This window comes from Saccharothrix lopnurensis, from assembly GCF_042658445.1.
GTDB classification, from domain to species: domain Bacteria; phylum Actinomycetota; class Actinomycetes; order Mycobacteriales; family Pseudonocardiaceae; genus Actinosynnema; species Actinosynnema lopnurensis.
Genome location: NZ_JBHSQO010000056.1, coordinates 1 through 15,856 on the forward strand (window position 1 = coordinate 1; position 15,856 = coordinate 15,856).

At 78.2% G+C, this 15,856-nt stretch carries 1 protein-coding gene and 1 pseudogene; both read left to right on the forward strand.

Features of this window, described 5'->3' with window-relative positions; translation table 11 throughout:
* Positions 1–366 precede the first annotated feature (366 nt).
* Positions 367–6,975, forward strand: a pseudogene (locus tag ACFP3R_RS33095) (SDR family NAD(P)-dependent oxidoreductase); the annotation flags it as partial.
* A gap of 24 nt (positions 6,976–6,999) precedes the next feature.
* Positions 7,000–15,822: a type I polyketide synthase gene (locus tag ACFP3R_RS33100; protein WP_417750605.1), complete on the forward strand. Its 8,823-nt coding sequence runs from the start codon at positions 7,000–7,002 to the stop codon at positions 15,820–15,822.
* The last annotated feature ends 34 nt before the right edge of the window (positions 15,823–15,856 follow it).

Here is a 15,856-nt window from a genome sequence, read left to right on the forward strand (position 1 = left end):
GTGGGGGGCCGGGGCCGGGCCGCCGCGGCGGGGGCGGACGCGGTGGCGGAAGCCCTGCTGCTGCGCCGCCGGGCCGCCGGGCGACCCGGGACCGCCGTCGCCTGGGCCGAGTGGGCGACCGGGCGCGGCGCGGAGCCGGCCGGGGCGCCCGGACTGCCCGCCCTGGCGCCGGACCGGGCGCTCGACGCGTTCGGCTCGGCCCTCGCGGGCGGGTGGGCGCAGCTCGTCGTGGCCGACTTCGGCTGGGAGCGGTTCGCGGCGTGGTTCGCCGCCGAGCGGCCCAGCCCGCTGTTCGCCGACCTGGAGGCGTTCCGGCGGGCCCGCGCCGACGCCGGACCGGTGGGCGGGCCGGCCGCCGAACCGGCGGACCTGCCCAGGGCGCAGGCCGTGCGCCGCCTGCTCGACCTGGTGCGCGACACCGCCGCCGCCGTGCTCGGCCACTCGTCCGCCGCGGACGTGCCCGCGCGGCGTGCCTTCAGCGAGCTGGGCTTCGACTCGTTGACCGCCGTCGAGCTGCGCAACCGCTTGCGGGCCGCCACGAACGCGCCGCTGTCCGCGACCGCCGTATTCGACCACCCCACGCCCGAGGCCCTGGCCGCGCACGTGGCGGAACTCGTCCTCGGGCCGGCCACCACCGCCCCGGCCGCCGCCGCCCCGACCGCCGCCGCCGGCGACCCCGCGACGAGCGATCCGATCGTGATCGTCGGCATGGCCTGCCGCTACCCCGGCGGTGTCGCGGACGCCGACGGGCTGTGGCGGGTGGTCGCCGAGGAGCGCGACGTGGTGACCCCGTTCCCCACCGACCGCGGCTGGGACCTGGCCGCCCTGACCACCACCAGCGCCACCGCCGAGGGCGGTTTCCTGGACGACGTGGCGGGCTTCGACGCGGGCTTCTTCGGCATCTCGCCGCGCGAGGCGCTGTCGATGGACCCGCAGCAGCGGCTCCTGCTCGAAACGTCGTGGGAGGCGCTGGAGCAGGCGGGCGTCGACCCCGTCGGCCTGCGCGGCTCGGCGACCGGCGTGTTCGTCGGCGCGGTCGGCACCGACTACCGGCCACCCGCCGACCCCGGGGGCCACCACCTGGCGGGCACGGTCGCCAGCGTGCTCTCCGGCCGCGTGTCGTACGTCTTCGGGCTGGAGGGCCCGGCGATGACGGTGGACACGGCGTGTTCGTCGTCGTTGGTGGCGTTGCACCTGGCGGCGCGGTCGCTGCGGTCGGGCGAGTCCTCGCTGGCGCTCGCGGGCGGCGTGGCGGTGATGTCCACGCCCGCCGCGTTCACCGGGTTCACCGCGCAGGGCGGGATGGCCGCCGGCGGGCGGTGCCGGTCGTTCGCCGACTCGGCCGAGGGCACCGGCTGGTCGGAGGGCGTCGGCGTGCTGGTGCTGGAGCGCCTGTCGGACGCGCGCCGCAACGGTCACACCGTGCTGGCGGTGGTGAAGGGCACCGCGGTCAACCAGGACGGCGCCTCCAACGGGCTCACCGCGCCCAACGGCCCCTCGCAGCAGCGGGTCATCCGCGCCGCGCTGGCCGATGCCGGCCTCGCACCGTCCGAAGTGGACGTGGTCGAGGCGCACGGTACCGGGACCACCCTGGGCGACCCGATCGAGGCGCAGGCGGTCCTCGCCACCTACGGTCAGGACCGCGACGAGCCGCTGCTGCTGGGCTCGATCAAGTCGAACATGGCGCACGCGCAGGCCGCCGCGGGCGTCGCCGGCGTGATCAAGGTCGTGCAGGCCATGCGCCACGGCCTGGTGCCCCGCACGCTGCACGTCGACCGCCCGTCCCCGCACGTCGACTGGTCCTCCGGCGCGGTGCGGCTGGTCACCGAGGCCGTCGCGTGGCCGGAGACCGGCAGGCCGAGGCGGGCCGGCGTGTCGTCGTTCGGCGCGAGCGGCACCAACGCGCACGTCGTCGTGGAGCAGGCCCCGCCCGTCGAGGTCCGCCCCACGACGACCGCGGGCCCGGTGCCGGTGCTGCTGTCGGCGGCCACCCCCGAGGGGCTGCGCGCCCAGGCCGAGCGGTGGCTGGACCTGGACGCCCGCCCGCTGGGCGACCTGGCCTTCTCGGCGGCCACGACCCGCGCGCACCTGGAGCACCGGGCCGCCGTCGTGTGCGCCGACCCGGCCGGGCTGCGGCACGGCCTGACCGTGCTCGCCGCCGGCGACACCGCGCCGGAGGTGCTGGTGGGCCGGGCGGACCGCGCGCCGACGACCGCGTTCGTGTTCGCCGGGCAGGGCGCGCAGCGGGCCGGCATGGGGGCGGAGCTGACGCGGTTCCCCGTGTTCGCGGCCGCGTTCGACGAGGTGCGCGCGCGGCTCGACGTGGACGTCCGGTCGGGCGACCCCGACGACACCGGTTTCGCGCAGCCCGCGCTGTTCGCGTTCGAGGTGGCGCTGTTCCGGCTGCTGGAGTCGTGGGGCGTGCGGCCGGACGTGCTGGTCGGCCACTCGGTCGGCGAGATCGCCGCCGCGCACGTCGCGGGCGTGCTGTCGCTGGACGACGCGTGCCGCCTGGTGTCGGCGCGTGCCCGCCTGATGGCCTCCCTGCCCGCGGGCGGCGCCATGCTGTCGGTGCGCGCGCCCGAGGCCGCGGTCCTGCCGCTGCTCCCGGACGGCGTGGTCGTCGCGGCGGTCAACGCCCCGGACGCGGTGGTCGTCGCGGGCCCGGCGGACGCGGTGGCCGAGGCCGGGCGGCGGCTGGCCGGGTTCCGCACCCGGCCGCTGCGGGTCAGCCACGCGTTCCACTCGCCCCTGGTCGAACCCGTGCTGGACGACCTGCGCGCCGCGCTGGCCGGCATCGCGTTCGCCCCGCCCGCGATCCCGCTGGTCTCCACGGTGACCGGCGCGCCCTCGGACATGTCCACCGCGGACTACTGGGTGCGCCAGGTGCGCGAGCCGGTGCGCTTCGCCGACGCGGTCGCCGCGCTGGACGCGGACACCGTCGTCGAGGTCGGGCCGGACGGCTCGCTGTCCGCCGCCGTGCGGGACACCGCCGGACCGGACGTGCTGGTCGTGCCCCTGGCCCGCCGCGACACCCCCGAGGACACCGCCCTGCTCGCCGGCCTCGCCCGCCTGCACACCCGAGGCGTCCCGGTGGACTGGGCGGCCGCCCTGCCCGGCAACCGGGTCGCGCTGCCCACCCACGCCTTCCGGCACGAGCGGTACTGGCCGACCCGGTTCGCCGCCGACGAGGTGGGCGCGATCGGCCTGGACGCCACCGGGCACGCGCTGGTGGGCGCGGCGACCCCGCTGCCCGACCCCGGCGGCGTGCTGCTCACCGGCAGGCTGTCCCGGCACACCCACCCCTGGCTGGCCGACCACCGCGTCGGCGACACGGTCCTGTTCCCCGGCACCGGTTTCCTCGACCTGGCCTTCCGCGCGGGCGACGAGGTGGGCTGCCCGAGCGTGGCCGAGCTGACCCTGGAGCAGCCGCTCCTGCTGCCCGGGGACGGCGCGGTGCGCGTGCAGGTGGTCGTGGGCCCGCCGGACGAGGGCGGGACGCGCGCGCTGGCCGTGTTCGGCCGGCCGGACGGCGAGGACGCGCCGTGGACCCGGTACGCGGGCGGCCTGCTGTCCCCCGAGGCGGTGGCGGGCGAGGCGCTGGACGGGCCCTGGCCGCCCGCCGGGGCCGAGCCGATGGACCTCGACGGCTTCTACGAGCACCACGCCGAGCGCAACTTCCACTACGGACCGGTGTTCCGCGGCCTGACCGCCGTGTGGCGGCGCGGCGAGGACGTGTTCGCCGACGTCGTGCTGCCCGACCACGACCGGGGCGCGGCGGAGGGCTTCGGCCTGCACCCGGCGCTGCTCGACGCCGCCCTGCACGCCATCTCCTTCGCCCACCCGGACACCGACCCCAAGCAGCTGCCGTTCTCCTGGTCCGGGGTCGCCCTGCACGCCACGGGCGCGGGCCGGCTGCGGGTGCGGCTCGCCTCGTCCGGGCCCGACTCGGTGACCTTGACCGTCACCGACACCGCCGGGGCCCCGGTCGCGACGATCGGCGCGCTGGTGCTGCGCCCGGCCGACACCGGCTCCCCGCGCGGCCGGGTCGACGGCCTGCACTCGCTGGTCTGGACACCGGTCGAGGCCGCCGGGACGGTGGGTGCCGGGACGGTGGGCGCCGGCGACCCGGTGGTGCTCGGTCCGGGCGCGCCCGACCTCCCCGGGCGGAGGGTGGCCGACGCCGCTGCCCTGGCCGCCGAACTCTCCCTGGCCGACCTCTCCGGGCCTGAACTCTCGGGGCCCGACCTCTTCGGGCCCGACCTCTCCAGGGCCGGCCTCTCCGGGCCCGGCCTCTCGGGGTCCGACCCTTCCGGGGTGACCCCCGCTTTCGCCGTATTGCCCGTGCCCGCCGAGGAGGGCGTCACCGCGACCGTGCTGGAGGTGCTGCGCGACTGGGTGGCGCGCGACGAGCTGGCCGCCGTGCCGCTGCTGGTGCTGACCCGCGACGCGGTGGCGGCGAGCCCGTCCGACGCGCTGACCGGGCTCCCGGCCGCCCCGGTGTGGGGCCTGGTGCGCTCCGCGCAGTGGGAGGAACCCGGCCGGTTCCTGCTCCTCGACCACGACGGCAGCGCGGACGCCGCCCTGCTGGCCGCCGCCGTCGCCTCCGGTGAGCCGCAGGCCGCCGTGCGCCGGGGCGCCCTGCTCGCGCCGCGCGTGGTGCGGCCCGCGCCCGGTGACGTGGTGGCCCTGCCGTCCGCGTTCGGCCTCGGCGGGGGCTGGCGGCTCGACGCGACCGGCAGCGGCGCGGTCGACGGCATCGCGGCGGTGCCGGTGGACGTGCCGGCCCCCGGCCCCGGCGAGGTGCTGATCGGGATGCGCGCGGCGGGCGTGAACTTCCGCGACGTGCTGTCCGTGCTCGGCCTCGCGGCGGGCGCCGAACCCGGCCCGCTCGGCGTCGAGGGCGCGGGCGTGGTGCTGGGGGTCGGGTCGGGCGTTCCCGACCTCGTGCCCGGCGACCGGGTGATGGGCGTGCTGTCCGGCGCGTACGGTCCGCGCGCGCTGGCCGACCGCCGCACCGTGACCAGGGTGCCGGACGGCTGGTCGTGGACCGACGCGGCGACCGTGCCGATGGCGTACCTGACGGCGTACTACGCGCTGGTGGACCTGGTGGGGCTCAAGCCGGGCGAGTCGGTGCTGGTGCACGCGGGCGCGGGCGGCGTCGGCACGGCCGCCATCCGCCTCGCCCTGCACCTGGGGGCCGAGGTCTACGCCACGGCGAGTCCCGGCAAGTGGGCCGCGCTGCGCGAACTGGGCCTGCCCGACGAGCGGATCGCCTCGTCGCGGACGCTGGACTTCGCCGAGCGGTTCCGGGCCGCCACGGGCGGGCGCGGCGTCGACGTGGTGCTGAACTCGCTGGCGGGCGCGTTCACCGACGCCTCGCTGGAGCTGCTCGCGCCCGGCGGTCGGTTCGCCGAGATGGGCAAGTCCGACGTCCGCGACCCCGCCGACCACCCGGGCATCACCTACACGGCGTTCGACACGGTCGAGGCGGGCCCGGACCGGCTCGGGCGGATGTTCGCCGAGCTGCTCGACCTCGACGCGGTCCGGCCGCTGCCCGCGACCACGTGGGACGTCCGGCGCGCGCCCGAGGCGTTCCGGTACGTGAGCCAGGCGAAGCACACCGGCAAGGTGGTGCTCACCCTGCCCGCGCCGTGGCGGGCCGACGGCACCGTGCTGATCACCGGCGGCACCGGCGCGCTCGGGTCGAGGCTGGCCAGGCACCTGGTCGCCGAGCACGGCGCGACGCGGCTGCTGCTGCTCGGCCGGCGCGGACCGGACGCGCCCGGCGCGGCCGAGCTGTGCGCGGAGCTGGGCGCCGCGGGCGCGCGGGTGGACGTGGTGGCGTGCGACGCCGCCGACCCGGGCGCGGTGGCCGCCGTGCTGGCCGCCGTGCCCGCCGAGCACCCGCTGACGGCCGTGGTGCACGCGGCGGGCGTGCTCGACGACGGCGTGCTGTCCGCGCTCACCCCGGACCGGCTCGCGACCGTGCTGCGGGCGAAGGCGGACGCGGCGCTCGTGCTCGACCGGCTCACCCGGGACGCCGACCTCGCCGCGTTCACCACCTACTCCTCCGTCGTCGGCACGGTCGGCGGCCCCGGCCAGGGCAGCTACGCCGCCGCCAACGCCTTCCTCGACGCCCTGGCCCAGCACCGCCGGGCGCGCGGCCTGCCCGCCCAGTCGCTGCGCTGGGGCCCGTGGACGGCCGAGGCGGGCATGACCGCGACCCTCGGCGGCGCGGCGGGCCGCTCCGGCACCCGGCCGCTGTCGTGGGCCGACGGGCACGCCCTGTTCGACGCCGCCTTGGCCGCCGCCGACCCGTCCCCGCTGCCCGTGCGGTTCGACCAGGCCGGGCTGCGCGCCAACACCGACCTGCCGCCGCTGCTGAGCGGCCTGGTCACCGCGTCGGCGCGCCGGTCCGCGGTGACCGGGGAGGTGGACGCGGGGTCCTTCGTGGACCGGCTGGCCGGCCTGACCCCCGGCGAGCGCAGGCGGGCCCTGGTCCGGTTCGTCCGCGAGCAGGTGGCCACCGTGCTCGGGCACCGCTCCGCCGACGCCGTCGAGGCCGACCGCGGCTTCACCGACCTCGGGTTCGACTCGCTGACCGTGGTGGAGCTGCGCAACCGCGTCAACGGCGCGACCGGGCTGCGGCTGGCCGCGACCACCGTGTTCGACCACCCGACCCCGACGGCCCTGGCCGCCCACCTGCTGTCGCTGCTGGAACCCCGCTTCGAGACCGTGCCGGACGCGCACCTGGCCGACCTGGCCGCCCTGGAGGCCGCGGTGTCCGGCGGCCTGCCCGAGCCGGCCCGGGACGAGGTGGCGGGCCGGCTGCGCGCCCTGCTCGACCTGCTCGGCGGCGGTGGGGCCGCCCCGGCACCGGTCGCCGCCGGGACGGGGTTCGTCGACGTGATCGACGACGCCAGCGACGACGAGATCTTCGAGTTCATCGACCGCGAGCTGCGCGGTACGTGACGCCCGACCGCGAGAGGGACCCCGATGGCCAGCGAGAACCAGCTCCGTGACTACCTGAAGCGGGTCACCGCCGACCTGCACCGCACCAGGACCCGGCTCGACGAGGTGCGGGCGCGGGCCGTGGAGCCGGTGGCCGTCGTCGGTGTCGGCTGCCGCTTCCCGGGCGCGGCCGGGCCCGCCGCGTTCTGGGACCTGGTGGCCTCCGGCGCGGACGCCACCACGGCGGTGCCCGCCGACCGGGGCTGGCCCGCCGCGCACCGGCGGTGGCGCGGCGGGTTCCTCGACGGCGTGGACCTGTTCGACGCCGACTTCTTCGGCATCCCGCCGCGCGAGGCCGTGACCATGGACCCGCAGCAGCGCCTGCTGCTGGAGACGACGTGGGAGGCGGTCGAGCACGCCGGCGTCGACCCGTCGTCGCTGCGCGGGTCGCGGACCGGCGTGTTCGTCGGCACCAGCGGCCAGTCCTACCCGGAGCTGCTGCGCGGGTCGGCGCAGCGCGACGAGGGGCACGTCAGCACCGGCAACACCGCGAGCGTGCTGTCCGGCCGCATCTCCTACGTGCTCGGGCTGCACGGGCCCACCGTCACGGTGGACACGGCGTGCTCGTCCTCGCTGGTGGCGCTGCACCTGGCGGTGCGGGCGCTGCGGGGCGGCGAGTGCGACCTGGCGCTGGCGGGCGGGGTCGCGGTCGTCGCCGCGCCCGAGGTGTTCGGCGAGTTCGACCGGCAGGGCGGGATCGCGGGTGACGGCCGGTGCAAGGCGTTCTCCGCCGACGCCGACGGCACCAGCTGGGCCGAGGGCGTCGGCGTGCTGGTGCTGGCCCGGTTGTCGGTGGCGCGGTCGCTCGGGTACCCGGTGCTGGCGGTCGTGCGCGGGACGGCGGTCAACTCCGACGGCGCGACCAGCGGGCTGACCGTGCCCAACGGGCCGGCGCAGCAGCGGGTGATCCGGGCGGCGCTGGACGACGCCGGCCTGGCGCCGTCCGACGTGGACCTGGTGGAGGCGCACGGCACCGGCACGTCGCTCGGGGACCCGATCGAGGCGCAGGCGTTGCTCGCGACGTACGGGCAGGGGCGGGCGACGCCCGCGTGGCTGGGGTCGGTGAAGTCGAACATCGGCCACGCCCAGGCGGCGGCCGGCGTCGCCGGGGTGATCAAGGTCGTGCAGGCGCTGCGGCACGAGCTGCTGCCGCGCACCCTGCACGTCGACCCGCCCACCCCGCACGTCGACTGGTCGGCCGGCGCGGTGTCGTTGCTGGCCACCGAGCGCGCGTGGCCGCGTGGTGAGCGGGTCAGGCGGGCGGCGGTGTCGTCGTTCGGGTTCAGCGGCACCAACGCGCACGTGGTCCTGGAGGAGGCCCCGCCCGCCGAGGAGCCCGCCGAGGAGCCCGCCCGGAGCAACCCGCAACTGCCCTTCGTGCTGTCGGGCCGCACCCCCGCGGCGTTGCGGGCCCAGGCGGCGGCGCTGGCCGGCTTCCTGGAGCGGGCCGACGGCGCGCGGGACGCGGACGTCGCCCGTGCCCTGACGACCGGCCGCGCGGCGTTCGAGCACCGGCTCGCGGTGGTGGGGGAGGACGCGGCGGCGCGGCGCGCGGCGTTGGGCGGGTGGCTGGCCGGGGGCGCGGCGCCGGGAGCGATCACCGGGACCGCCGCCGACGACCCCGGTGTGGTGTTCCTGTTCGCGGGGCAGGGTTCCCAGCGGCCGGGCATGGGTCTGGGGCTGGCGGCCCGGTTCCCGGTGTTCGCGGCGGCCCTGGACGAGGTCGCCGGGATCGTCGACCCGCTGCTGGGTCGCCCGCTCCGCGAGGTCCTCGCGGCGGGCGGGTCGGACACGGCCCTGGTCCAGCCCGCCCTCTTCGCGGTCGAGGTGGCGCTGTTCCGGCTGCTGGAGTCCTGGGGCGTCCGCCCGGACTCCCTGGTCGGCCACTCGGTGGGCGAGTTCGCGGCCGCCCACGTCTCCGGCGTGTTCAGCCTTGAGGACGCGTGCCGCCTCGTGGTGGCGCGTGGTCGTTCGATGGCCGCGCTGCCCGGGGGTGGCGCGATGGTGGCCGTCGAGGCGTCCGAGGACGAGATCACCCCCTACCTGGGCGACGAGGTCGCGTTGGCGGCGGTGAACGGCCCGCGCGCGGTGGTCCTGTCCGGGGTGGGGTCGGCGGTGCTGGCCGCCGCGTCCGAGTTGGCCGGGCGTGGTCACCGGACGCGCCGGCTCGCCGTGTCGCACGCCTTCCACTCGCCCCTGGTGGCGCCGGCGCTGGCGGAGTTCCGGGCGGCGTTCGACGGGGTGTCGTTCGGCCCGCCCTCGATCCCGCTGGTGTCCTCGGTGACCGGCTCGGTCACCGAGGTGGCGAATGCCGAGTACTGGGTGCGGCAGGCCGTCGAACCGGTGCGGTTCGCCGACGCGGTCCGCGCGGCCGAGGTCGGCGACGGGTGCGTGCTGGTGGAGGTCGGACCGGACTCGACGTTGAGCGCCGCCGCGCCGGGCGCGGTGCCGTTGCTGCGCAAGGGGCGCGACGAGGAGCAGGCCGTCTTCGGCGCCGTGGCGCGGCTGCACGTCGCGGGGCTGCGCGTCGACTGGCCGGCGTTCCACGGCAGCGGCGCGCACGTCGACCTGCCGACCTACCGGTTCCAGCGCGAGCGCTTCTGGCCCGACCCGCTCGACCGGCCCGCCGACGGCCTCGGGCACGAGGTCGAGTGGGTGCCGCGCGAGGTGGACGGCCCGCTCCGGGGCTCGTGGCTGGTGCTCGGCCCGGACGCGGGTCTCGCCACCCACCTCGGCGCCGACCACCTCCCGCTCGACGGCGGCGCCGACCGGGCGGCGGTGGCCGCCCTGGTGGGGGCGCGGCGTCCCACCGGGGTGGTCGTGACCGGTGGCGCGGCCGAGTTCCTGGCGGTCTGCCAGGGACTCGGGGACGCGGGCGTCACGGCCCCGGTCTGGTGCGTCACCCGGGGCGCGGTCAGCCTGCCCGGCGATCCACCCGCCGACCCGGCCCAGGCCGCGCTGTGGGGCCTCGCGGCCGTCGCCGCGGTCGAGCACCCGGACCGCTGGGGCGGGGTCGTGGACCTGCCCGCGCACGACAACCCCCGGCGCGCGGCCGCCGCGCTGGCCGCGGGGGAGGACCAGGCAGCGGTGCGCGGCGACCGCGTGTTCGCCCGGCGGCTCGTCCCCGCGGCCCCCGAGCCGACCGGGGCCCCCGAGCCGACCGGGGCGCGGGAGCACGGCACCGTGCTGATCACCGGCGGCACGGGCGCGGTCGGCCGGCACCTCGCCCGCAGGGTCGCCGACGCCCGGCGGGTGGTGCTGGTCGGCCTGCTCGGCGACGCCGACGACCTGACCGCCGAACTGGAGGGGCTCGGCACCGAGGTCACCGCCGTCGCCCTCGACCTGGCCGACCCGACCGCGCTCGCCACCCTCTCCGCGCTCGGCCCGTTCACCGGCGTCTTCCACGCCGTCCGCACCACCACCGGCGGGGTGCTCGACGACCTCGACCCGGCCGGCGCCGCCGCCGCGCTGGACCACGCCGCCGCCTGCCTGCGCACGGCCGCCGCCCTGGCCGGTGGCGCGGCCGAGTTCGTCGTCACCGTTCCGCTCGCCTCGCTGCTGGGCGCACCGGGCCGGGCGCTCGACGCCGCGGTCGGCGCGCTCGCCGGAGCCGTCGCACCCGACTCGACGGTGACCTGGTCGCCGTGGGCCGGGACCGGTGACGCGACCCGGGAGCGGATGCGGCGGGCGGGCATGGCGGTCCTCGACCCCGCCGACGCCCTGGCCGCGCTCGACCGCGCCGGGGGCCGGGTCGTCGTGGACGTGGACTGGGCCCGGTACGCCGCCGTCCTGCCCCGCCCGAACGCCCTGCTCGCCGCGATCCCGGCGGCGCGGACCAGGCCCCGCGCCGAAGCGCCGCCCACGGCGGACCTCGTCCACCTGGTCCGGGCCAGGGTCGCCGACGTGCTGGGCCACGGCTCGCCGGACGCGGTGGACCCGCGCCGCACGTTCCAGTCGATGGGCTTCGACTCCCTCACCGCCGTCGAACTGCGCACCGCGCTGGCCGCCGACCTGGGCCGGCGGCTCCCCGCGACGCTCGTGTTCGACCACCCCACGCCAGGGGCCCTGGCCGCGCACCTGGCCGGCGTCGACGGCGCCCGCGAGGTCCGCGCGACCACCGCCGCGGCGGACGACCCCGCCGGCACCGATCCCGTCGTGATCGTCGGCATGGGGTGCCGCTACCCGGGCGGCATCACCTCGCCGGAGGATCTGTGGCGGCTGGTCGCGGAGGGCCGGGACGGCATCACCGGCTTCCCGGTGGACCGGGGCTGGGACCTGGCCGCCCTGTTCGACGGCGGCGGCTCGGCCACCCGGCACGGCGGGTTCGTCGCGGGCGTGGACCGGTTCGACGCGGCGTTCTTCGGCATCTCGCCGCGCGAGGCGCTGGCCATGGACCCGCAGCAGCGCCTGCTGCTGGAGGTGACCTGGGAGGCGGTCGAGCGCGCGGGCATCGACCCGAGGTCGCTGGCCGGCACGGCGACCGGCGTGTTCGCGGGCAACAACGTCCACGACTACCCGCAGCTGCTCGCCGGGGCCGGCGCGGACGTGCTCGCCCACGTCGGCCTGGGCAACGCCACCAGCGTGCTGTCCGGCCGGGTCGCCTACCTGCTCGGACTCGAAGGCCCGGCGGTGTCGGTGGACACCGCGTGCTCCTCGTCGCTGGTCGCCCTGCACCTGGCCGCGCAGTCGCTGCGCTCGGGCGAGTGCGACCTGGCGCTGGCGGGCGGCGTGCTGCTGATGACCACACCCGCCGCGTTCATCGACTTCAGCACGCAGGGCGGGCTCGCGCCGGACGGCCGCTGCAAGGCGTTCTCCGACGCCGCCGACGGCACCGGCTGGTCCGAGGGCGTCGGCGTGCTCGTGCTGGAGCGGCTGTCCGACGCCCGCCGCAACGGCCACGAGGTGCTGGCCGTGGTCAGGGGCAGCGCGGTGAACTCCGACGGCGCGTCCAACGGGCTGACCGCGCCCAACGGGCCGGCGCAGCAGCGCGTGATCCGGCAGGCCCTGGCCAACGCGGGGCTCGCGCCGGCCGAGGTGGACGTGGTGGAGGCGCACGGCACCGGCACCGTCCTGGGCGACCCCATCGAGGCGCAGGCGATCATCGCCGCCTACGGGCAGGACCGCGACCGGCCGCTGCTGCTGGGCTCGCTCAAGTCCAACCTCGGGCACGCGCAGTCCGCGGCCGGTGTCGCCGGGGTGATCAAGGTCGTGCAGGCCATGCGGCACGGTGTCGTGCCGAAGACCCTGCACGTGGACACGCCCACCACGCACGTCGACTGGACCGCCGGGTCGGTGGAGCTGCTCACCGAGGCCCGGCCGTGGCCGGAGACCGGCGCCCCGCGCCGGGCGGGCGTGTCCTCGTTCGGGGTGAGCGGCACCAACGCGCACGTCGTGGTCGAGCAGGCCCCCGCCGCGCCGCCGGCGCCGCGCGGACCGCGCCGCGCCGTGCCGTGGGTGCTGTCCGCCCGCACGCCCGCCGCGCTGCGCGACCAGGCCGCCCGGCTCGCCGCCCGCCTGCGTGACGCCGACGCGGACCCGCGCGACGTGGCCCGCGCGCTCGCGGTGGGTCGTGCCGCGTTCGACCACCGCGCCGCCGTGTCCGGTGACGCCGGCACCCTGCTCGGGGAGCTGACCGCGCTCGCCGCCGGTGGGCCGGCGCTCGACGGGGTGGTGTCCGGGCCGGCCCGCGTGGGCCTGCTGTTCTCCGGGCAGGGCGCGCAGTGGCCGGGCATGGGCCGCGAGCTGGCGGAGGCGTACCCGGTGTTCGCCGCCGCGCTGGACGACGTGCTCGCGGACCTGGACCGCGCGCTCCCGCGCCCGCTGCGGCCGGTCCTGTTCGCCGGGCCCGGCACGCCCGAGGCGGCCCTGCTCGACCGCACCGAGTTCACCCAGCCCGCGCTGTTCGCGATCGAGGTCGCCCTGTTCCGCCTGGTCGAGTCGTGGGGCCTGCGGCCGGTGGCCCTCGTCGGGCACTCGATCGGCGAGCTGGCCGCCGCGCACGCGGCCGGTGTGCTGTCGCGGGCCGACGCGTGCGAACTCGTCGCCGCGCGCGGCGCGCTGATGGGCGCGCTGCCGCCCGGCGGGGCGATGGTCGCGGTCGAGGCGACCGAGGAGGAGGTGTCGCCGCTGCTCACGGCCGGTGTGGCGCTCGCGGCGGTGAACGGGCCGAGGTCGGTCGTCGTGGCCGGCGACGAGGGCGCGGCGGGCGCCGTCGCCGCCCGGTTCGCCGCGCTCGGCCGAAAGACTAGGCATTTGCCGGTCTCGCACGCATTTCACTCACCCCGTATGGACACCGTGGTGGAGGACCTGGCCCGGACGGCGCGCGGCGTCGTGACCGGACGGCCCGCCGTGCCCGTCGTGTCCACGGTGACCGGCCTGGTCGCCGGGGACGACTGGGGCGGCGCGGAGTACTGGGCCGGGCAGGCGCGCGCCACCGTGCGCTTCGCCGACGCGGTCCGCACCGCCGCGGACCTCGGCGTCGACGTGTTCCTGGAACTCGGCCCGGACGGCGCGCTGGCCGCGCTCGCGGGCGACACCACCGGCCGGCCGGCCGTGCCGCTGCTGCGCCGCGACCGCGCGGAGGACGCCGCCGCCGCGTCCGCGTTGGCCCACCTGCACGTCCACGGCGTGCCGCTGGACTGGGACGCGGTCTTCGCCGACCTGGGCGCGCGTCCGGTCGACCTGCCGACCTACCCGTTCCGGCACCAGGGCTTCTGGCCCGAACCCGCCCGCGAGCGGCCGCCGGTCGCCGACGACTGGTGGACCGCCCTCACCGCCGACGACCCGGCCACCGCGCTCGGCGTCGACCCGGCGGCCGTGGCCGCCGTCCTGCCCGCGCTGACCGCGTTCCGCGACCGCTCCCGCGACCGCGCCGCCGCCGACCACAACCGGTACCGGATCGCCTGGACCCCCGTGCCCGACCCGGCCCCGGCCGACCGCTCGGGCCGGTGGCTGGCGCTGGTGCCGAGCCGGCTGGACCGGGCGTGGGTCGACGCCGCCCTGGCCGACCTGGGCGAGGTGGAGGTGGTGGAGGTCGACGGCCTCGACGCCGGCGGCCGCGACCAGCGCCGCGAACTGGCGGAGGCGGTGCGCGGCCACCACGACCTGCGCGGCGTGGTCTCGCTGCTCGGCGCGGACGACGACGGCCCACCGTCGGCCCCGGCCGGTGTGGGCGCGACCGTCGCGCTCGTGCAGGCCCTGGGCGACACCGGCGTCACCGCGCCCCTGTGGTGCCTGACCAGGGGCGCGGTGTCCACCACCGGTGACGAACCCCTCCGCGCGCCCGCCCAGGCGGGCGTGTGGGGCCTGGGCCGCGGGGTCGCGCTGGAGCACCCCGACCGCTGGGGCGGCCTGGTGGACCTGCCGGTCGAGGTCGACGCCGCCACCGCGGGCCGGCTGGCCGACCTGCTCGCCGGCCCGGCGGGCGAGGACCAGGTGGCCCTGCGCGGCGGCGGGGCGCACGCCCGCCGGCTCGTGCCCGCGCCGGGCGGCCCCGGCGACACCGACCCCGCCGCCGAGGGCACCGTCCTGATCACCGGCGGCACCGGCGCGCTCGGCGGCTGGATCGCCCGCGACCTGGCCCGCGCCGGCGTGACGCACCTGGTGCTGACCGGCAGGCGCGGGCTCGACGCGCCGGGCGCGGACGCCTTGCATTCGGAGTTGGAGGGGCTGGGTGCGCGGGTGGACGTGGTGGCGTGCGACGCCGCCGACCGCGACGCCCTGGCCGGCGTGCTCGCCGGGCTGCCCGACCTGACCGGGGTCGTGCACGCGGCGGGCGTGCTGGACGACGGCATGGTGGACGACCTCACCCCGCGGCGGCTGGACGCGATGCTCGCGGCCAAGTCCGCCGCCGCCTGGCACCTGCACACCCTCACCGAGCACCTGGACCTGACCCGGTTCGTGCTGTGCGCGTCCATCGCGGGCAGCCTGGGCGCGGGCGCGCAGGGCAGCTACGCCGCCGCGAACGCGCTGCTGGACGCCCTCGCCGAGCACCGCCGCGACCGGGGCCTGGCCGCGCTGTCGGTGTCGTGGTCGCCGTGGGGCGAGGCGGGCATGGGCGCGGACCCGGCGGTGGAGGCGTGGATGCGCCGCGCGGGCGTCACGCCGATCACGCCCGCGCTGGGCGTCTCCGCGCTCAACCAGGCGCTGCGCCTGGGCGACACGACGCTGACGCTGGCCGACATCGACTGGTCGGTGTACGGGCCGGGGATCACCACCGTGCGGCCGACGCGCCTGTTCGACGCCATCCCGGCCGCCCGGCCCGCGACCACCGCCGCCGAGCGGCCCGAGGACGCCGACGACCTGACCGCGCGCCTGGTCGCCATGCCCGAACCCGAGCGGGTGTCCACCCTGACCCGGCTGGTGCGCGGGGTCGCGGCGGCCACCCTCGGCTACGGGGGCGCGGACGAGGTGACGGCCGGGCAGGCGTTCACCGACCTGGGCTTCGACTCGCTGACCGCGGTCGAGTTCCGCAACCGGCTCGCCGCCGCCACCGGACTCGACCTGGCCCGCACGGTCGTCTTCGACTACCCGTCACCGGCCGCGCTCGCCGAACGGCTGCGCGCCCTGCTCCTGCCCGAAGTTGCCGAGACGAGTCCCGACGACCGGGTGCTCGCCGAGGTCGACCGGCTGGAGAAGGCGTTGGCCGACCTCGGACCGGGCGACCCGGCCGCCCGGGGCCGGGTCGCCGAACGGCTCCGCGCGCTCGCCGCCCGCTGCGACGGCGCACCGCGCGACACCCCGGACCTCGACACCGCCTCCGACGACGAGGTGTTCGAGTTCCTGGGCTCGGAGTTCGGCATCTCCTGACGCCGCACCCGTTCCCGCACGTCACCACCCGCTG